The sequence below is a fragment of the Halorussus caseinilyticus genome (assembly GCF_029338395.1).
Taxonomy (GTDB): domain Archaea; phylum Halobacteriota; class Halobacteria; order Halobacteriales; family Haladaptataceae; genus Halorussus; species Halorussus caseinilyticus.
Genome location: NZ_CP119809.1, coordinates 1,966,294 through 1,984,593 on the forward strand (window position 1 = coordinate 1,966,294; position 18,300 = coordinate 1,984,593).

The window sequence follows — 18,300 nt, forward strand, 5'->3', positions numbered from 1 at the left end:
GGCCGTCCTATTTCGCGGCTCTCAGACCGTGTACTCGGATTCCTCGAACTGGACGTACTTGCCCTTCTTGTACTTGCGCTTTACCGTCTTGTACTTCGTGACGATTTTCGCGCCGGTGAGACCCGACGATAGCTTGTACTTCCGGAGTCGGCCCTCGCTCTCGTCGGCCAGAATGTCGCTCGCGGCCGAGAACGTCTTGTCCCAGTCGTCGGGACCGTAGTCGGCCACGATGTCGGCGAACGTGACGTTCCGGGTAATCTCCTCGCCGATGGCGTCTTTCCATCGGTCGTTGTACCCCGACAGGCGGCCCTTCCCGGCGAGTTCGCCCGCAATCCTCCCCGTCCGGACCGCGACGTGATAGCCGCCCTCGTGGAACGCCGAGGTGGTGCCCATCGCGCCGCCAGCGACGGCGATGTTCGCGGCGGTCGGCGAGTCGATGGGTCGCGTCGAGGAGATTGGGTAGGTCTCGGTACCCGCACTCTTCCCTCGGTCTTCGACCAGCGGGAAGTCGCTCACGTCGTACTCGTCGCCGAACTCGCGTTCGAGCAGGCGCTCTACGTACTCCGCGGGCCGGGGAACCGCGTCGTCGTCTGCCCGCAGGAGGTCGTAGTCGCCGGGACGGTCCACATCTTGGAGGTCCATCCCGATGGGCATCGTCAGGCCGACGCGGGCGACGGTCCCGTCGTTGGGGAAAATCCACGGATAGGCCGTCTCGCCGGGCATCACGCCCCACCAGAACTTGAGCGAACTCGGGTCGAACAGCTCTTCGGGGAACCGTCGGTACTCCTGATACGCGATGTGGTTCGCCTCGTTCGGGGCCATCACCTCGGAGATACGGCGGTCCGCGGGCGAGAATCGGTCGAGGACTCGCATCGTGACCTGTCGCTGTGGCCCGTCGGCCAGCACCAGATACTCGGCCTCGACCTCCTCGCCGTCAGAGAGGTGGAGCGTGTGTGTCGGCGTCCCCGTGAGGTCGGTCTCCACGTCGGTCACGCCGAGACCGACGCGGTACTCCGCGCCTGCTCGCTCGGCCCGGTCTCGTAGCCAATCGTCCATCCGTGTGCGGTGGAAGGTGAACCCGAACCCGTCGTAGGACGACTCGATACCCGTACTCTCCATGACGCACGCTTCGCTCGGCCCGAAGAACTCGGTCCGTTCCAACTCCCGGAGGACCACGCGGTCCGGAATCTTCTCGAACGGAATCCCCATGATGTCCACCCAGTAGTCGAGCATCCCGGCGGCGTCCGTCGAGTCCGGTCCCAACTCCTCGCGGTCGGCGCGTGGAACGCCCTTCTCGACGAGGAGCGCGTCGGCCCCCTGCTCGGCGGCCGCCCGCGCCGCGGAAGTCCCGGCGGGACCCCCGCCGACGATGGCAACATCGACTCGCTTCATATCCCTACGGTTCCGCGCCGGGTATTAAAGAATTGACCTTCCGAGTTTGTGATGCTACGTCGCGGGATTTTCCGCGTTTCGTATCGGACGAATCACAGGTCCGGGGCGGCGAGTATCACGGTTCGTCGTCACGTTCCGAATCGTCTGCGTCCTCGGTGAGTCTCCCGGCGGCGCTCTCTCTGCGGCCGGTCGCTGGCACGAGCGGGGCCGCTTCGCCGAGTCCCTGCGGCGGTACGTTGTTGTACACGGTCTCGTAGTCGCCGGGACCGACGACGTACGTCTCGTGCCAGATACCCACCGCTCCCGACGCCGCTCGCTTCTCGTTGTACTCGCTCCACGCGGGCAGGTGTTCGGCCTCGTCATCGCGGGCGTACTCGGTCAACTCCTCGAACGAGCGCCAGTACTGGACGACCATCCAGTTTCGCAGGCCGGGTTTGGTTCGACTGCCGAGCATCGCGTCGTCGTCGGCCAGTTCGCGGAGCATCCGGGGCATCGCGAGCAACACCGGAAGCCACTCCCACACGCGCCAGAACGAGTTGATGCGCATCCCGACGAGGAAGACTACGAACGGTTCGTCCATCTCGGCGTGGAGACGCTCTCGGTTGGGGTCGGTCACGTGCCGTCGTTCGCACCCCGCCGAGAAAAGGATACGTCCCCGCGCGAGTTCGTCCGGAAACCGCCGGTGCCCGAAATCTAAATACCGGGACCCCCGTACTTTATTCCATGACGAATAGAACACGAATTCTGACACTGGTGGCGACGTGTCTGCTCGTCGCCGCACAGGTCGGGCCGGTACTCGCGGCCCCGCCGACGGAGTTGTCGAACCGGCAAGACGAGACGCGAGGCGTGGACTCCCGCGAGGAAGTCGAGACCTTCGTGGACGAACAGATGACCGAGGACATGAAGGAGCATCGCTTCTCGGGCGCGACCGTTTCGGTCGTCAAAGACGGCGAAATCCTCTTCAGCGAGGGGTACGGTTACGCCGACCGGCGCAACGAGACGCCGGTCGTCGCCAACCGGACCATGTTCCGAATCGGGTCGGTGTCCAAACCCATCCTCTGGACCGCGGTGATGCAACAGGTCGAACGCGGAAACATCGACACGAACGCGAGCGTGAACCGGTATCTCGACCGGATACACGTCCCAAAGAAGTACGGCGAACCCGTCACCGTCGAACACCTCGCCACCCACACGCCCGGCTTCGAAGCCGAGGTCAAAGGCATCATGCTTGAATCGCCCGAGGACGTGCAACCGCTCGGAAAGTCACTCAGCGACGTGCCCGCCCGCGTCCGACCGCCGGGCGAAGCCACGTCGTACTCCAACTACGGCGCGGCGCTGGCCGGTCACATCGTCGCTCGACAGGCCGACACGACGTTCCCGCGCTACATCGACCGGCGCATCTACGAACCGCTGAACATGACACACAGCACCTTCCGCCAGCCAGTTCCGGCCGAGATGCCCGGCACCCTCTCGAAGGGCTACCAGTACAAGAACGGCGAGTACGTCCCGCAGGACTTCGAGGCCGTCGCCACGCCGCCCGCCGGAGCGATGAGCGCCACGGCCACCGACATGGGTAAGTTCATGATTGCCCACCTACAGGACGGCCGCTACGGTGACGCCCGCATCCTCTCGGAGTCGTCGGCCGAGCGGATGCACACCCAGCAGTACACCAACCACCCCGCGCTGAACGGGATGACGTTCGGTCTCATGGAGCAGAGCCGAAACGGGGTGCGAATCCTCGCTCACGGCGGCGACACCCGCGTCTTCCACTCGGGGATGTGGCTGTTCCCCGAACGCGACTTGGGCGTGTTCGTCTCCTACAACGGCAACGGCGGCGTGCCCGCCCGCGAGGAGTTCTTCGACTCGTTCATGAACCGCTACTTCCCGACGGAGGGGACGCCGACCGCGACCGAGGACGGCGCGGCGTCCGGGCCGTCGCTCTCTGCGTTCACCGGGCCGTACCGCACCACGCGGTTCCCCCACACGACGTTCCTGAAACCCATCTCGCTCAACTCCCACTTCCGGGTCCGGAAGGCCGACAACGGGACGCTCGTGACCTCGGCCCCGCGCCAAGGCACCCGGTACTGGACCCGGACCGGACCGACGGTGTTCAGCGAAGTCGGCGGCGACGGGAAGATGGCCTTCCGGGTCGAGGACGGCCGAGCGACCTACGTCTTCTTCGACAGCGCCGCGCCACAGAGCTTCGAGCGCATCCCGTTCTGGGAGTTCAGACTCTTCCAAGGCGGTCTGTTCGGCGGAGCGCTCGTCGTGTTCCTCTCGGGCATCCTCGGATGGCCCGGCGCGGCGCTCTGGCGACGGTGGCGGGGGAGCGACGACGGGCCGACGCAAGCGAGTAGCGCGACCAGCGACCGACCGCGGGCGGCGCGCTGGTTGGCCGGGTTCGCCGGTTTGCTCGGACTGGGATTCCTCGGCGGATTCGTCGGCTTGGCCGCGACGAACCCGACGGGTCTGCTCTACTTCCCCGGCAAGCCCGCGCTCCTGTTCGCCGTCCCGTGGCTGGTCGGCGCGACGACGCTCGGCGTCGTCGCGTTCGCGGTGCTGGCGTGGAAGGACCGCTACTGGGGGCTGGTCGGCCGACTCCACTACACCCTGTTCGCGGTGGCACTCGCGGCGTTCGTCTGGCAGTTGTCCTACTGGAACATGCTCGGTCTCTGAGACCGGAAATCCCGCGCGACTCTTCGGGGTCGCGCGCGAACCACCTATTTAACTCCGTAACGAGCTATACCTGAGGCCGTAACGAGCTATTCGTCCCGCGTCCGGTGGGGCCGACCGCTCCCGTCGTCGGGGGAGCGGCCGGTGGTACTTCGACCCGAAACCCTCTTGCTCGCGCTTTCGAACATCGTGGTATGCGAGCAATCGTCAACGGAACGGTTCACACGGTGGCCGAGAGCGGGACCATCGACGGCGCTACGGTGCTGGTCGAGGACGGCGAGATTTCGGCGGTCGGACCGGACGAGGAGGTCGAAGTACCGGACGGCGCGGAAGTGTTCGACGCCGAGGGTGCCCACGTCACGCCCGGCCTAATCGACGCCCACAGCCACGCGGGGATGGCCGAGTGGGGCGAACCCGAGGACGGCGACTTCAACGAGGTGTCGGACCCGGTGACGCCCCACGTCAACGCCTTGGACGGCTTTCACCCGCGCGACGACGAGTTGAAACACGCCTTTCAGGGCGGCGTGACGACGGTTTCGGCCCGGATGGGGAGCGCGAACGTCGTCGGGGGAATCATCTGCTCGATGAAGACCTACGGCGACGTGGCCGACCGAATGCTCATCCGGGAGGACGGCATGAAGGCGGCGTTCGGCGAGAACCCAAAGCGGTTCCACGGCGACGAGAAGGACCGCCAACCCTCGACCCGGCCGGGAGTCGCCGCGACGCTCCGCCAAGCCCTGATGGACGCCGAGGACTACCTCCGCAACAGGGACATCGCCCGAGAGAACGACCAGCAGTTCGAGCGCGACTTGGGGATGGAGAACCTCGCGCGCGTCCTCGAAGACGACTTGCCCCTCCGGGTCCACGCCCACCGCGCCGACGACATCGCCACCGTGTTCCGCATCGCCGACGAGTTCGGCATCGAGAACCTCTCCATCGAACACGCCACCGAGGGCCACGTCCTCGCCGAGGAGTTCGTCGCGCGCGACGTGCCCGCCGTCGTGGGACCGACGATTTCCTCGGCCAGCAAGTACGAACTCCGCAACATCACCTTCGAGACGCCCGGCATCCTCCACGAGGCGGGCGTGAAAGTCGCCATCCAGACCGACGCGCCGGTCCTCCCACAGGAGCATCTGGACGTGTGCGTGGGTCTGGCGGTCCGCGAGGGCCTGCCGAAGGAGGTTGCGCTCCGGACGGTCACGCGCAACCCGGCGGAGATTCTGGGCGTCGAGGACCGCGTGGGCACCGTCGAGGAAGGCACCGACGCCGACCTCGTGGTGTGGGACGGCCCGATGTTCGAACTCGACTCGGACGCCCGGCAGGTGTTCGTGGAGGGCGAACGCGTCTACGACCGCGAACGCGACGACGTGGACCCGCGCGAGGAGTACGCGTGGTAGTCGATTTCGGTCCCGTCTAGACGCGCCGGTCGGCCGGTCGCTATCCGGACTCGACGCGAGAGAAGCGCGGCCGCTTGGCGCGACGGGGCGGTGGAATTATATTGACCACGGGCCTACGCCAATCTAGTGAGCGTCAACGTCGATACAGAAACCGCTCGCCCCGGCGACGACAGTTACGTCGGGGCGGCGTGGGAACTCAAAGAGCGCATCCGACAGACGGAGGATGTCCTGAAACAGCGGAAGGGCTTTTTCACCGACGCCTACCGACGCTCGACCGTCTACCTCCTCGTGAGTCACGAGGGCGACGACGAACATCTGATGGGGTTCGCCGCGGTCCGACGCGACGGCTACATTCTCTTTCTCGCCGTCGCACCCGAGTTCCGCGGAGAAGGCGTCGGCAAGCGCCTCGTTGGACGAGTCGCGGAGAACCACGACAGCGTTACCTGCCACGCCCGCGCGAGCAACGAGAACGCGCTCGGATTCTACGAACACCTCGGCTTCGAAGTCGAGCGACACATCCAGAACTACTACGAGGACGGTGGGGACGCCTACTACCTGAAACTCGGCGGCGGCGGCGGTCTCACCGAGAAAATCTCGGACTTCATGCGCGGGTGAGCGACCCGAGACCTACCCGAGGTACTGTCGTCGCTGGACGACGTAGACGGTTCCGACCAGCGGTGCGAACGGAAGCGCACCGAGCATGTAGAGCAACCGACTCGGCGACCACTGCACGTCCGCGTCCTGTACCGACGCGATGTCGAAGAAGAGACCGACCTCCACGAGTATCACCGTCAGGAACCCGCCGAGAGCGAGGACGAGGAAGCCGAGTCCGGCGACGGTGCCGATAGCACGAATATCGGTCGTCATGTACACACCGATAGCGACGGCGGTCAGAAGCGAGAGGACCAGATTCGCCGGTCCCGCGTAGACGAGGTAGTGCCACGGGAATCCGGAATCGGTCGGGGAGTCGCGTTCGGCCGTCTGGGTTTCGACTTTCATACTCATTCGTTTCTAGAATCTAACTTGAAATTTCCGGTATTTGACGGGGGTTCACTCCCGTCGTAAACGGCGCGAATCGCTCCTCGCAGAGAGATAGTCAGCGTTTTAGTCTCGGCCCGAGCATAGCCGAGACAGCATGGAAGAGCGCACCCTACGCTACCTCCGTGGTCGGTTCCGCGACCACTACCGGGGGACGGACCTCACCCCGCCGCCGGACCCGGAGGCGCGCGAGTGGGGATACATCCCGTGGACCCACGGCGCGACCCGGATGGTCCGCCACCAGTCCCTGCTGGAACTCGGCGAAATCGGGGACTTCCTCCGGCGCGAGCGCCCGCGCCACGTCTACTTCTCGGCCGGGCGCTACGACGACCCCGGCGAGGACGACATGGACGCGAAGGGGTGGCGCGACTCCGATTTGGTCTTCGACATCGACGCCGACCACCTCTCGGGCGTGGACCCACAGCGAGACGGCTACGGCGAGATGCTCGCGGCGGGCAAAGCCGAAGTGCTGAACCTGCTGGACCTGCTCGAAGACGACTTCGGCTTCTCGGAGTTGACGTTGGTCTTCTCGGGCGGGCGGGGCTACCACGTCCACGTCCGCGACGAGGGCGTCCGGGAACTCGGGCGGGACGAGCGCCGGGAAATCGTGGACTACGTTCGCGGCGAGGGCATCGAACTCGACGCCATCCAGCGCACCGAGATGGGCGGCACCGCGACCCGACGGGTCCTCAAGAAGGACGGCGGGTGGGGTCGGCGGGTCCACCGGGAACTCCTCTCGCTGGCCGACGAACTGCTCGAACTGGACGAAGAGGACGCCCTCGAACGCCTCAAGGAGTTCGACCGCATCGGCGACGGCCGGGCCAAGACCATCCTCGGAGCGGTGTCGGAGGACTACGAGAAGTTGGAGAGCGGCAACATCGAACGCGGCGGGCCGGGCATCCGACAGTTGGCGAAGGTGACGACCCAACAGGTCGTCGCCGACCAGTCGGCGGCAATCGACGAACCCGTCACCACCGACCTCCGGCGACTCATCCGCCTGCCGGGGAGTCTCCACGGCGGCACCGGACTCGCGGTCACGCGCATCCCGCGCGAGGAGGTGGCCGACTTCGACCCGCTGGTAGACCCGGTGTCCGAGACGTTCGTCGGCCACGACGTGACCGTCGAAGTGACCGAACCGGGACCGGTGGAACTCGGCGGCGAAAGCTTTAGGCTCTCGGCCGGCGACGTATCGCTTCCCGAACACGTGGCCGTGTTCCTGATGGCGCGCGGCCGGGCCGAAAAAGGAAAAGAGACGACCGAGAGATGACGGAACGACGATGACGGGACGACGATGAATCTGGACGAACTCCGCACGGTACAGAGCAAAGAGCGGTCGAAAGACAGCCTCCAACACCTGCGGGAGTCGTTCTACGCGGACGTTGCCGACTACATCGCCGACCTGAAAGACCAGCGAGAGCGCGCGGCCGAACGCGCCGACAGTCCGTTCGACGACCCGGAGGTCAACCGACTGACCGACGAAATCAGCACCGCCGAGGACGTGGTAGAGGCCGTCTACGAGCGCCGGGTCGGGAAAATCGTCAAGCGCGCGAGTCTCGCCGCGGCCGGGATGCCCGCCGACGAGGAGGGTCTGACCGGCGAGGAACAGGAGCTTTTCACCGAACTGGTCGAACGCATCGAGTCGAACAAACAGGACGTGCTGAGCGTCCTCGCTGGCGAATCGGCGGGTGCCGCGGAGTCGCCCACGCCGCCGCCAGCCGACTCGCCGTCCGGCGAGTCGGCACCCGCTTCCGGCGGGTCGGCCGCCAGCGACCCCGTGGCCGACTCCGGCGACCCGTCGGACCTCGGCGGCGCGCCCGCTCCCGGCGCGGGCGCGTCGGGCGAGGACGTGAGCGCCGCGGACGTGATGGGCGGAGACGCTGGCGAGGCGACGGACGCGAGGTCCGACGCGACGGTCGGTTCGACGCCCTCGGGCGGGTCGGACGGCGACGGCGAGCGTCCGGCGGCCGCGGAAGCGGCCGCCATCGCGGACGGACCCGACCCCGGAGCGACGGCAGGCCCGGCGAATGGGGAGTCGCCCGCCGACGAGCGGTCATCCGCTGGCGCGGCGTCAGCACCGGACTCGGGCGCTGACGACGACGACCCGCTGGCGGGACTGGACGAGCGCACGACGGTCCGTCTCACCGACGACGTGGGCGAAATCTTCGGCGTGGACGAGCGCACCTACGAACTGGCGAGCGAGGACGTAGTGACCCTCCCCGAGGCGAACGCCGAACCCCTCGTGGAACGCGGCGCGGCCGAGCGACTGGAGTAGGGCGGTGTTTTTCCGCGACCGTCGAAGACGCGTATCGGTTGCTTTCGGCATCGGAAATATTGCTTTCGTAAATGTATACTCGTGTTAGATATATGCTCGCCTTTGTCAAAACCGGACCGCGCTTCGCGGAAGCGTTCCCCTGCCGATTTAAGTCCGGCGGGCGACACCACCTACCCGAATGGTTACGCCGATTCTGGAGTACGCGGTCGTCGCAGTGGTCGCAACCGCGGTTATCTGGAAAGCCAGCGGACTGCTCGAACGCGCGGCCGAGAATCTCTCGGTCTACTACGGTCTGCCCGCCGTCGTGCAGGGCGCAGTCGTCGTCGCGGTGGGGTCGAGTTTCCCGGAACTGTCGAGCGCGGTCATCTCGACGTGGATTCACGGCGAGTTCGACCTCGGCGTGAGCGCCATCGTCGGGTCGGCAATCTTCAACCTGCTGGTCATCCCCGCGCTGTCGGGCATCCTCGGCGACGGCGTGGAGGCCGACCGGACGCTGGTGTACAAGGAAGCCCAGTTCTACATGATTTCGGTGTCGGTGTTGGTCATCACCTTCGCGCTGGCGGTCATCTACAACCCCGTCGAGGGGATGCGACTCGGCGGGTCCGTCACCCGCCGACTCGCGCTGATTCCGGTGGGCTTCTACGCCGTCTACGTGTTCACCCAGTATCAGGACACGATGGACCACGACGCCGAGGCCGCGCCCGGCGACGTAGAACCCCTGAAGGAGTGGGCGTTTCTCGCGGTCAGCCTCGTCCTCATCGCTGGCGCAGTCGAGGGTCTGGTCCACGCGGCCCTCGGGTTCGGCGAGGTGTTCGACACGCCGAGTTTCGTCTGGGGACTGACCGTCATCGCCGCCGGAACCAGTCTCCCGGACACGCTCGTCAGCGTCCGGGCCGCCAGAGACGACGAGGGCGTGACGAGTCTCGCCAACGTCCTCGGGAGCAACGTCTTCGACCTGCTGGTGGCGGTTCCGGCGGGCATCCTCGTCGCCGGAACCGCGCCCATCGACTTCGCCGTCGCGGTCCCGATGATGGGCTTTCTGACCCTCGCCACGATGGTCGTCTTCGGCTTCCTCCGGACGGAACTTGCGCTCTCGACGGGTGAGTCATACGCTCTGCTCGCCTTCTACGGCGTCTTCATCGTCTGGATGGTCTTGGAGACGCTGGACGTGACGGGGTTGGTTCCGGGGGCCTGAGATGCCGCCCGAGCGTTCCCGTCGCCGTCGCCGCGTCCTCCGAACCGCCGGAACGACGCTCTCGCTCGCGCTCGCTGGCTGTTCGGCCCCGCGACGACTCGCGCCCGGCGAGACGCCGGCGGAGACCTACGCCCTGCTCGCGGCCCCCGCGGGCGACGCGCTGTGTCCGCTGTCGGGCGAGTACCGCTTCGAGAGTCACAGCTACTTCGAGGGGGACCTGTGGGGTTTCTCGGCGATTCTGGACTGACGAACCGAAAAATCAGCAACCGACGCGCTTGGCTCGGCGGGTCCGTCCGCGGGAGCGTACCGCAAGCCGCGGGAGGATACCGCAATCCACCGCGAGTGAGGGAGCGAAGCGACCGAGCGAGCGGACCGAGGAATCCTCGAAGTCACGCGCCGCAGGCGCGTGGCCGAGGGTGACGACGCGTTTTTCATTGGAAGGTCCGACCCAGTTGGTCCTCGCCGGTCTCGGGTTCGGCCGTGTCGAACTGCTCTTCGATTTCCTCGTAGCGTTCCTTGGTCTCCTCGGTGACGCTGGGCGTCACTTCGTCGAGTGCTTGCTCGAAGTGTTCCTTGCCGATGCGGACGTTACCGACGCTCTCGCCGATTTCCTCGGGGTCCACGCTCTGGATGAACTCCCGAGAGGCCGCCATCGACGCTTCGCGGGTGACTGCTTCGATGTCCGCGCCGACGTAGCCTCCAGTCTCGCCCGCCAACCAGTTGAGGTCAACGTCGTCGGCGACCGGCTTGTTCCGGGTGTGGACCTCGAAGATTGCGCGGCGGGCGTCCTCGTCGGGCACCGGCACGTGGACGTGGCGGTCCAACCGACCGGGGCGCAGGAGCGCCGAGTCGATGAGGTCGGGCCGGTTCGAGGTGGCGATGACCACGACATCTTCGAGTTCTTCCAGACCGTCGAGTTCGGTCAGCAGTTGGGAGACGACCCGTTCGCTGACCTGCGACCCGCCGCCCTGTCCGCTCCCGCGTTCGGTGGCGATGGAGTCTATCTCGTCGAAGAACACCACCGTCGGGGCGTTCTCGCGGGCCTTGCTGAACACCTCGCGGACGCCCTTCTCGGACTCGCCGACCCACTTCGACAGGAGTTCCGGCCCCTTAATCGAGATGAAGTTGCTGTCGCTCTCGTTGGCGACGGCCTTCGCCATCAGGGTCTTGCCGGTCCCCGGCGGGCCGTACATCAGCACGCCCTTGGCGGCCTGCATGTCGAGGGCCTCGAACACCTCGGGGTAGTCAAGCGGCCACTGGATGGTCTCCCGGAGGCGCTCTTTGGTGTCTTCGAGTCCGCCGACATCCTGCCACGTCACGTCGGGGACTTCCACGAACACCTCGCGGAGCGCCGAGGGTTCGATGCCCTTCAGCGCCTCTTTGAAGTCCTTCTCGGTGACTTTCAGCGACTCCAGCACGTCGGCCGGAATCTCCTCGGATTCGAGGTCGATTTCGGGCCGGATACGCCGGAGGGCGTTCATCGCGCCCTCTTTCGCCAGATTTTCGAGGTCAGCGCCGACGAAGCCGTGGGTGTTGTCGGCGTACTCCTCTAAGTCCACGCCGTCCGCGAGGGGCATCCCGCGGGTGTGGACCTGCATGATTTCGAGGCGGCCCTCGCGGTCCGGCACGCCGATTTCGATTTCGCGGTCGAACCGTCCCGGCCGACGCAGGGCTTGGTCCACGGCGTCCACGCGGTTGGTCGCCGCGATGACCGTGACCTCGCCGCGGGATTCGAGACCGTCCATCAGCGAGAGGAGTTGCGCGACGACGCGGCGTTCCACGTCACCACCGGCCTCCTCGCGCTTGGGCGCGATGGAGTCCAACTCGTCGATGAAGATGATTGCCGGAGCGTTCTGCTCGGCCTCCTCGAACACCTCACGGAGTTTCTCCTCGGACTCCCCGTAGTACTTCGACATGATTTCGGGACCCGAGATGGTCTGGAAGTGGGCGTCGATTTCGTTGGCGACGGCCTTCGCCATCAGGGTCTTGCCGGTCCCCGGCGGGCCGTGGAGCAGGACGCCCTTCGGCGGGTCGATGCCGAGACGACTGAACAGTTCGGGGTGGCGCATCGGCAACTCTATCATCTCCCGAACCTGTTCGAGTTCGCTTTCGAGTCCGCCGATGTCCTCGTAGGTCACGCTGGGCGTGCCCTCGCCGCCAGCGCCGCCCTGCGCGATTTCCTCGGCGGCGCGTTCGCTGATGTTGATGTTGGTCGAGTCGGTCACGACCACCGTTCCCTCGGGGTCGGTGCTGGCGACCTTCAGCGGGATGGACTGACCCGAACCCATCCCCATCAACCCGAATCCGAACGGGACGTTCTGGCCCTGCGTGATGGCCTGTCCGCTGAGTTTGTCCCGGACGTGCGGGGTGATGTCGCCCCGAATCTGGAGGTTCTGCGGGAGCGCGATGGTGACGGAGTTCGCGGGCTTCACGTCGGCCTTCTCGATGGTAACTTTGTCGTCGATTCCGACGCTCGCCTCCTGTCGCAGTTGTCCGTCGATGCGGACGACCCCCCGGCCCTCGTCTTCGGGGTAGCCCGGCCAGACGCGAGCGACTGCCCGACCCTGATTCTTCCCCTCGATGACGATGTAGTCGCCGTTTTCGACGCCGAGGTCGTGCATCGACTGGCGGTCGATGGCGGCCAGTCCGCGACCGGCGTCCTTCTGTTTCAACGGCTTGACAGTTAGCTTCATAGTCCCACCTCGATAGTGAGGACGCCGTTGGTGATAAACGCTTCCGCCCCGCTTTCGGGCAGTTGGAGTTCGATTTGGCGCGCCTCGTCGTCGTCCTCGAAGACGACGATGGCGGCGTCGTCCAGAACGTCCACGGTAGCGTCGTTTCCGACGCCGAGGTCGGCCACGAGGACCTCCTCGTCGTCGTAGACGTATCGGCGGGCGAACACGTCGTCGCGGTCGGCGATGTGTTTCAGTGACATTTTGGTGCTAACTACAGGTTAGTGTTTCTAGTACTTAAATCTTTCTCCTGAAAATCGCGGTATGGCGTCGGGGTTCCTCAGGACAAGCTGAATTGCGGTTCGGACCGTGGCGCGACCGGAGGTTTTTGTCTCGCGCACACGTTTGTCTCGGCATGCAACGGGTCACGCACCACGGACGGACCACGGCCTATCGAGCCGCCGACCGCGGCGGCGAGGGGTCACCACTACTCGCGGTCCACGGGTCGGGCGGCACGCACGAAGTCTGGAAGTCCCAACTCGGCCGACTGGCGAGTCGGCGGCCGGTCGTCGCACTCGACCTGAGCGGGCACGGTGACTCCGAGGACTTCGAGGCCGACCCCGGTTGGGAGACTATCTCGGCCTACGCCGACGACGTGTTGGCGGTCGCCGACGAGACGGACGCGGACGTGCTGGTCGGCAACTCGCTCGGCGGCGCGATTGCGCTCCACGTCGCCATCGAACGCGACCACGACTTCGAGGCCCTCGTCCTCGCGGGAACGGGCGCGAAACTTCCCGTACTGGACGACCTCCGGGGATGGCTCGAATCGGACTTCGAGCGCGCGGTCGAGTTCCTCCACGGCCCGGACCGCCTCTTTCACGACGCCGACTCGCGGTACGTCCAACTCTCGACCGAGACGATGCGGGCGGTCGGCCAGCGCGTCACTCGCCGGGACTTCGAGACCTGCCACGTCTTCGACGTTCGGGACCGACTCGGCGACGTTGGCGTGCCGACGCTCGCTCTCGTCGGCGAATACGACCACCTGACGCCGCCGGAGTACCACGAGCAGTTGGCCGAGGCGGTTCCCGACGGACGCTACCGGGAGGTCCTCGGCGCGGCCCACCTCGCCATGCTGGAGGAACCGGAGGGGTTCAACGCCGCAATCGTGGACTTTCTGGACGAGACGGGCGTCTGAACCGGTGTCGGCGACGACCGAACCACCACCGACATCACCCGACCGAACCACCACCGACACCCGACCGAACCACCACCGACACCCGACCGAACCACCACCGACACCCGGCGCGCGAGGGCGCGGCGCTCTCGTGCGCCGCGCCCGCGCGAGGTCTGCGCGAACGAACGTGAGCGCAGGCTCGTCGGAACTCGCTTCCGACGGTGGACGACCGAGTGACCGAAGGGAACGAGGGAGTCGGTTGGGGAGGACGTGGCCGTCGCGGTGCTGTGCGGTGCGGTATGATTGGTTCAAGCCTGAAGCTAGCCTTCACCGACTTCTCGTGTTCGCGGTGCGGTTGTGGCCCTGATTGGCGCAAACCTGAAGCTAGTTTCCGCGAATCGTCGCTCCGTCTGCGGTGCAGAGCGGTGCTGTACGGTGCCGTGCGGTCCCGCCTCGACCCCGCGACAAAACTAACTTTACATTGCTAAAAGAAACAGAAAAACTGCTCAAAGCAATCTATACCTTTTCAAAGCCACGACGGAACCTTCATTGCCCCAGCGTGAGCGCGAGGTGATATGAACTACGCGAGACACGAGCGCTACGCCTACGCGCTGGCGCTGTTCGCCCTCGGCGTGGCGTTCCTCGGGCACGGCATGGCCGCGACGGTGTACACCGACGGGGTGACGCCGGTGACCGTGGCGCTTCCGTTGGTCGGGTCGGTGGTCGCTTACCGGAGTTTCGTCGGCCTGCTCCCGCCGGGGTCGTCGCTGTCGGCCGACGGCTTTCTCGCGCTACTCGCCGCGGTGACGACCGCGGTGGTCAATCTGGTCGTCCCGGCGATAGACGCGACGACGGACCTCTTCGCGGCCGTCTCGTCGCCGCCCGCCTACTGGCCCGCGGTCGTCGCCGGGGTCGCGGGGTTCACGACGCTGGGCGTCTACGAACTGCTCGCCGACCGACTCTCGGGACCGCACGCGCTGGCGAAACTGCTCGGGGCCGGAACCGTTGCCACCGCCGTCGGCGTCCTGCTTCTGGTCGCTCCGGCGCGTCCGTCCGGATTTCTCACGCCCGGCGAGGCGATGGCGGGCGTCGGCGGTGCGGTCCTCGCGGCGGTGCTGTTCGACGGCGCGGACGCGCCGACTCAGTAGATGTCGTCGATTTCGGCTTCCTCGTAGCTGTGTTCCTCGGCCGGGAACTCCCCGGACTCGACGGCCTCGCGGAACCCTTCGACCGCTCGCTCCATCTCGCTTCTCACGTCGCCGAACTGCTCGGAGAACGACGGACTCCGCTCGCTCATGCCGAACACGTCGTTCAGAACGAGGACCTGCCCGTCGGTGTCCGGTCCCGCGCCGATGCCGATGGTCGGGATGTCGATGGCGTCGGTAATCTGGGCCGCGACGTTCGACGGGACGTGTTCCAGCACCAGCGAGAAGGCACCTGCCTCCTCGTGGGCCTTCGCCAGTTCCAGCATCTCTCCGGCGCTCTCCTCGTCGGTTCCCTGCCGGAAGTAGCCCCCGAGTTGGTTGACTCGCTGGGGCGTCAGGCCGAGGTGGGCCATCACCGGGATGCCCAACTCCACCAGTCGCTCGGTCAACTCCACGGTGTGGGGGCCGCTCTCTAACTTCACGGCGTTGGCGTCGGCCTCCTTGAGCATCCGCCCGCAGTGTTCGATTGCCTCGCTCTCGTCTACCCCGTAGCTCAGAAACGGCATGTCCGCGACCACCATCGCGTCGTCGGTCGCTCGCGCGACCGCCGCGGTCCGACTCCGGGTCTCCTCGACGGTCACGGGGAGCGTCGAGTCGTAACCCAACACCGCGTTCCCCATGCTGTCGCCCACCAGCACGAGGTCCACGCCCCCCTCGTCCACGATTGCCGCGGTCGGCGCGTCGTACGCCGTCAGCATCGTAATCTCCTCGTCTCCCGCCATCTCCGCGAGGTCTTGAACGGTCGTCGCCATATCGAGAACTCTCCATCCCTCGGTTAAACGTATTCGATTCCGTTCGTTCGTGATAGATTCCGGCCGAGACTGCAACGTTTAAGCCCCGAGCGTCCCGCCTTTCGGACGTGCCCGAACCAGTCGAGACTCACGACCCCGAGGGCGTCGATTACGGGTGGGTGATGCAGACCACCTTCGTCGTCACCATCGTCGCCGGTGCGCCCCTCGTCGCCCTCGTCGCGTTGGCCGTGGGCGTCTCGCTCCCGACGTGGGGGGCGCGGGTGTCGTTCGCCGTCCGTGTGGGGGCGCTGGTGTGGTTCGTCGTGGCCGTGGGCGTGTTTCTGTACGCCAAGCGGAATCAGGAGTAAGCGTCTCGAAATCGTTTTCCGGCGACGGAGACGGGGTGTCTTCCTCGGAAGCCTCCGCCTGCTCTACGTCATTGAATAGGCGACACCAACCGCCAGAACCGCCGACGAGAAGTCTCAGAAAGCCCCCGCCCGCTCGCCACCGGAAGACGTTCCTGCTCACTGCGTTGCGCGGGCGTGCGACTTCCGAGGTCTGCGTCGCTTCGCTCCGCAGACGGCCGCTCAGCGACATATCCTCGCTCGCTTCGCTCGCTCGGATAGGGGTCGCTGAGACGACTGAACTGAACGCGAGCGGGCGGCCCCTTTCGTCCACCCAAACCGCGGTCTGGTTCACCGGCCGTTTCCGGTGGTCTGTCGGGCCGAGCGCCCGCGGCTATCGCTCGACCCCCCTCACTCGACCCGCTCGAACTTCGTCCCGGCGCGCTCGGCGGTCTCCTCGTCGCTCGCCGAGTCGCCGACGAACAGGACGCGCTCGGGTTCGACGCCCAACTGCTCGACGGCCGCGAGCAGGGCGCGGGGGTGCGGTTTGCGCTCGGGGACGGTGCCCCGGCCGACCACGCTCTCGACGCTCTCAGCGAGTTCGTGGGCGTCGAGCGCGATGCGGACCGCTCTCTCGTGGTTGAGCGAGCAGACACCCACCGGAATCTCCCGAGCGAGGAGTTCGTCGGCCAGCGGCAGGCGCTCGGACGCGCGGGCACCCTCGCGCTCGGCCGCGGCGACGAGTTCGTCGGCCTCGTCGCCGACTCCCGCGTCCTCGGCGGCGTCCAGCAACGACCACGCGCTCAGCGGGTCGGCGTTCACGCCCTCTCGCTCCAGCAACTCGGTCAGTCGTCGCTCCACGTCCTCCCAGTCCACGGCGAGGCGGACCAGCGTGCCGTCCAAGTCGTAGACGACCGCCTCGACTTCGCTCGCGTCGTCTCGGGTCACGTTCCGCGGTAGGTCCAGCGCGGAAAAAGGCGTGTCGGTCGCGCCAGATGGGTCTCTGCGCCGTCTTCGGCGCTACTCCAACAGCTTTCGGGCGATAACCTTCTTCTGAATCTCGGAGGTGCCCTCGTAGATGGTCGTAATCTTCGAGTCCCGGTAGAGACGTTCCACGTCGAAGTCGGTGGTGTAGCCGTAGCCGCCGTGAATCTGGACCGCCTCGTTGGTCACGTCCACCGCGGCCTCGCTCGCGAAGTACTTCGCCATGCTCGCGGCCATCTCGACGTTCTCGCCGCGGTCCTCGCGGCGTGCGGCGTCCCGCGTCAGCAAGCGGGCGGCCTCCAGTTGGGTCTTCATGTCGGCCAACTTGTGCCGGATGGTCTGGATGTCGGCGATGGGCTTGTCGAACTGCTCGCGGTCCTGTGCGTACGCGACGGCCTCGTCGAGCGCGGACTGGGCCAGTCCGACCGACTGGCTGGCGATGCCGATGCGCCCGCCGGTCAGGATGTGGAACGCCGCCGAGAGACCCTTCCCTTCCTCGGTGAGGCGGTTCTCCGCGGGGATGCGAACGTCGTCGAAAATCAGCGAGGTGGTGTCGCTCGCGCGAAGCCCCAACTTGTCTTCCTTCTTGCCGACCTCCAAGCCATCGGCGTCCTTCGGGACGACGAACTGGGTCACGGACCGAGGGTCCTCGCGGTCGGTCTTGGCGAACAGGACGACGACGCCCGCGCGCTGGCCGTTGGTTATCCACTGCTTCTTGCCGTCGATGACGTACTCGTCGCCCTCCCTGCGCGCCTCGGTGGTCATCTCGGCGGGGTTCGACCCGGCCTGCGGTTCCGAGAGCGCGAACGCTCCCACGGGGCGGCCCTCGGTCATGTCCGGAAGCCACCGCTCTTTCTGGTCCTCGTCGCCGAACTCCGCGATGCAGGAGGTGGCGAGGCTGTGGACCGAGAGGGCAGTCGCCACCGAGAGCATCCCGTAGGCGACTTCCTCGTTGACCAGACTGTAGGTGAGTCGGTCCACGTCGAGTCCGCCGTACTCCTCGGGGACGGTCATGCCGGTGACTTCGAGGTCGGCGAGTCCATCCCACACTTCCTCGGGGAACGTCTGGTCTTCGTCGCACTCGGCCGCGGTCGGGCGTATCTCCTCGACTGCGAACTCCCGTACCACGTCGCGGATGGCCCGTTGCTCGTCGGAGAGGTTCATATCTGACGTGTCGGGGAGTGCGTGGAAAAAGTTGCCTGTTCTCGGCGGGGGTCCCGAAC

At 66.3% G+C, this 18,300-nt stretch carries 18 protein-coding genes; 10 read left to right on the forward strand and 8 right to left on the reverse strand.

The genetic code is table 11. The features are described 5' to 3' along the window. Nucleotides 1-21: 21 nt before the first annotated feature. Both P2T60_RS09830 and P2T60_RS09835 read right to left on the reverse strand, forming a co-directional pair. Nucleotides 22-1,392: an NAD(P)/FAD-dependent oxidoreductase gene (locus tag P2T60_RS09830; RefSeq protein WP_276279068.1), complete on the reverse strand. Its 1,371-nt coding sequence runs from the start codon at nt 1,390-1,392 to the stop codon at nt 22-24. 115 nt (nt 1,393-1,507) lie between these two features. Beyond that, nucleotides 1,508-2,008, reverse strand: coding sequence for a DUF4188 domain-containing protein (locus P2T60_RS09835; RefSeq protein WP_276279069.1), 501 nt, complete (start codon nt 2,006-2,008; stop codon nt 1,508-1,510). Between the two features lie 107 nt (nt 2,009-2,115). Here P2T60_RS09835 and P2T60_RS09840 point away from each other — a divergent pair, with 107 nt between their 5' ends. The 3 genes from P2T60_RS09840 (at nt 2,116) to P2T60_RS09850 (ending at nt 6,077) form a co-directional block, all read left to right on the forward strand. Next, on the forward strand, nt 2,116-4,068 hold the full coding sequence (locus P2T60_RS09840; protein WP_276279070.1) for a serine hydrolase domain-containing protein: 1,953 nt from the start codon (nt 2,116-2,118) through the stop codon (nt 4,066-4,068). A gap of 191 nt (nt 4,069-4,259) precedes the next feature. Beyond that, nucleotides 4,260-5,462, forward strand: a complete 1,203-nt coding sequence (locus P2T60_RS09845; protein WP_276279071.1) for an amidohydrolase — start codon at nt 4,260-4,262, stop codon at nt 5,460-5,462. 126 nt (nt 5,463-5,588) lie between these two features. Further along, nucleotides 5,589-6,077 (forward strand): GNAT family N-acetyltransferase, encoded by a 489-nt coding sequence (locus P2T60_RS09850; RefSeq protein ID WP_276279072.1) that lies wholly within the window; start codon nt 5,589-5,591, stop codon nt 6,075-6,077. Nucleotides 6,078-6,089: 12 nt separating this feature from the next. On the opposite strand, the gene P2T60_RS09855 is transcribed toward P2T60_RS09850, so the two are convergent. Continuing rightward, nucleotides 6,090-6,461 carry a hypothetical protein gene (locus tag P2T60_RS09855; protein WP_276279073.1) on the reverse strand — a complete coding sequence of 124 codons (372 nt, stop codon included), beginning with the start codon at nt 6,459-6,461 and terminating at the stop codon, nt 6,090-6,092. Between the two features lie 136 nt (nt 6,462-6,597). Here P2T60_RS09855 and priS point away from each other — a divergent pair, with 136 nt between their 5' ends. The 4 genes from priS to P2T60_RS09875 all read left to right on the forward strand — a co-directional run bounded on the left by priS (nt 6,598) and on the right by P2T60_RS09875 (nt 10,214). After that, nucleotides 6,598-7,767 carry a DNA primase small subunit PriS gene (priS, locus tag P2T60_RS09860; RefSeq protein ID WP_276279074.1) on the forward strand — a complete coding sequence of 390 codons (1,170 nt, stop codon included), beginning with the start codon at nt 6,598-6,600 and terminating at the stop codon, nt 7,765-7,767. A gap of 24 nt (nt 7,768-7,791) precedes the next feature. Then, nucleotides 7,792-8,772, forward strand: coding sequence for a hypothetical protein (locus P2T60_RS09865; protein WP_276279075.1), 981 nt, complete (start codon nt 7,792-7,794; stop codon nt 8,770-8,772). Nucleotides 8,773-8,950: 178 nt separating this feature from the next. Further along, complete coding sequence (locus P2T60_RS09870; RefSeq protein WP_276279076.1) at nt 8,951-9,967, forward strand: sodium:calcium antiporter; 1,017 nt, start codon at nt 8,951-8,953, stop codon at nt 9,965-9,967. 1 nt (nt 9,968) lies between these two features. Further along, nucleotides 9,969-10,214 (forward strand): hypothetical protein, encoded by a 246-nt coding sequence (locus P2T60_RS09875; RefSeq protein ID WP_276279077.1) that lies wholly within the window; start codon nt 9,969-9,971, stop codon nt 10,212-10,214. A gap of 184 nt (nt 10,215-10,398) precedes the next feature. On the opposite strand, the gene P2T60_RS09880 is transcribed toward P2T60_RS09875, so the two are convergent. After that, a complete protein-coding gene (locus P2T60_RS09880) occupies nt 10,399-12,660 on the reverse strand; it encodes a CDC48 family AAA ATPase (RefSeq protein ID WP_276279078.1) in 2,262 nt (753 codons plus the stop codon). Then, complete coding sequence (locus tag P2T60_RS09885; RefSeq protein WP_276279079.1) at nt 12,657-12,902, reverse strand: DUF7127 family protein; 246 nt, start codon at nt 12,900-12,902, stop codon at nt 12,657-12,659. The genes P2T60_RS09880 and P2T60_RS09885 overlap by 4 nt, the downstream gene beginning before the upstream one ends. Before the next feature lie 152 nt (nt 12,903-13,054). On the opposite strand from P2T60_RS09885, the gene P2T60_RS09890 reads away from it, so the two are divergent. Both P2T60_RS09890 and P2T60_RS09895 read left to right on the forward strand, forming a co-directional pair. Next, complete coding sequence (locus tag P2T60_RS09890; RefSeq protein WP_276279080.1) at nt 13,055-13,834, forward strand: alpha/beta fold hydrolase; 780 nt, start codon at nt 13,055-13,057, stop codon at nt 13,832-13,834. Nucleotides 13,835-14,388: 554 nt separating this feature from the next. Next, nucleotides 14,389-14,961: a hypothetical protein gene (locus tag P2T60_RS09895; protein ID WP_276279081.1), complete on the forward strand. Its 573-nt coding sequence runs from the start codon at nt 14,389-14,391 to the stop codon at nt 14,959-14,961. Here the strand turns inward: P2T60_RS09895 and panB are convergent. After that, complete coding sequence (gene panB, locus P2T60_RS09900; protein ID WP_276279082.1) at nt 14,955-15,770, reverse strand: 3-methyl-2-oxobutanoate hydroxymethyltransferase; 816 nt, start codon at nt 15,768-15,770, stop codon at nt 14,955-14,957. The two genes, P2T60_RS09895 and panB, sit on opposite strands and share 7 nt — an antisense overlap. A gap of 107 nt (nt 15,771-15,877) precedes the next feature. Here panB and P2T60_RS09905 point away from each other — a divergent pair, with 107 nt between their 5' ends. Further along, nucleotides 15,878-16,117: a DUF5822 domain-containing protein gene (locus P2T60_RS09905; RefSeq protein ID WP_276279083.1), complete on the forward strand. Its 240-nt coding sequence runs from the start codon at nt 15,878-15,880 to the stop codon at nt 16,115-16,117. Nucleotides 16,118-16,504: 387 nt separating this feature from the next. Here P2T60_RS09905 and P2T60_RS09910 read toward each other — a convergent pair whose 3' ends face one another. After that, nucleotides 16,505-17,041: an HAD family hydrolase gene (locus tag P2T60_RS09910; protein WP_276279084.1), complete on the reverse strand. Its 537-nt coding sequence runs from the start codon at nt 17,039-17,041 to the stop codon at nt 16,505-16,507. 72 nt (nt 17,042-17,113) lie between these two features. Next, the gene (locus P2T60_RS09915; RefSeq protein ID WP_276279085.1) at nt 17,114-18,241 is read right to left on the reverse strand and encodes an acyl-CoA dehydrogenase family protein; all 1,128 of its coding nucleotides are present in this window, start codon (nt 18,239-18,241) and stop codon (nt 17,114-17,116) included. Nucleotides 18,242-18,300: the final 59 nt, after the last annotated feature.

Excerpts from the sequence above, each read along its gene's own strand:
- P2T60_RS09915 (WP_276279085.1), bottom strand. The coding sequence starts at position 18,241 with ATGAACCTCTCCGACGAGCAACGGGCCATCCGCGACGTGGTACGGGAG.
- P2T60_RS09895 (WP_276279081.1), top strand. The coding sequence starts at position 14,389 with ATGAACTACGCGAGACACGAGCGCTACGCCTACGCGCTGGCGCTGTTC.
- P2T60_RS09870 (WP_276279076.1), top strand. The coding sequence starts at position 8,951 with ATGGTTACGCCGATTCTGGAGTACGCGGTCGTCGCAGTGGTCGCAACC.
- P2T60_RS09880 (WP_276279078.1), bottom strand. The coding sequence starts at position 12,660 with ATGAAGCTAACTGTCAAGCCGTTGAAACAGAAGGACGCCGGTCGCGGA.
- P2T60_RS09890 (WP_276279080.1), top strand. The coding sequence starts at position 13,055 with ATGCAACGGGTCACGCACCACGGACGGACCACGGCCTATCGAGCCGCC.
- priS (WP_276279074.1), top strand. The coding sequence starts at position 6,598 with ATGGAAGAGCGCACCCTACGCTACCTCCGTGGTCGGTTCCGCGACCAC.
- P2T60_RS09845 (WP_276279071.1), top strand. The coding sequence starts at position 4,260 with ATGCGAGCAATCGTCAACGGAACGGTTCACACGGTGGCCGAGAGCGGG.
- P2T60_RS09865 (WP_276279075.1), top strand. The coding sequence starts at position 7,792 with ATGAATCTGGACGAACTCCGCACGGTACAGAGCAAAGAGCGGTCGAAA.
- P2T60_RS09855 (WP_276279073.1), bottom strand. The coding sequence starts at position 6,461 with ATGAAAGTCGAAACCCAGACGGCCGAACGCGACTCCCCGACCGATTCC.
- P2T60_RS09830 (WP_276279068.1), bottom strand. The coding sequence starts at position 1,392 with ATGAAGCGAGTCGATGTTGCCATCGTCGGCGGGGGTCCCGCCGGGACT.
- P2T60_RS09840 (WP_276279070.1), top strand. The coding sequence starts at position 2,116 with ATGACGAATAGAACACGAATTCTGACACTGGTGGCGACGTGTCTGCTC.
- P2T60_RS09885 (WP_276279079.1), bottom strand. The coding sequence starts at position 12,902 with ATGTCACTGAAACACATCGCCGACCGCGACGACGTGTTCGCCCGCCGA.
- P2T60_RS09875 (WP_276279077.1), top strand. The coding sequence starts at position 9,969 with ATGCCGCCCGAGCGTTCCCGTCGCCGTCGCCGCGTCCTCCGAACCGCC.
- panB (WP_276279082.1), bottom strand. The coding sequence starts at position 15,770 with ATGGCGACGACCGTTCAAGACCTCGCGGAGATGGCGGGAGACGAGGAG.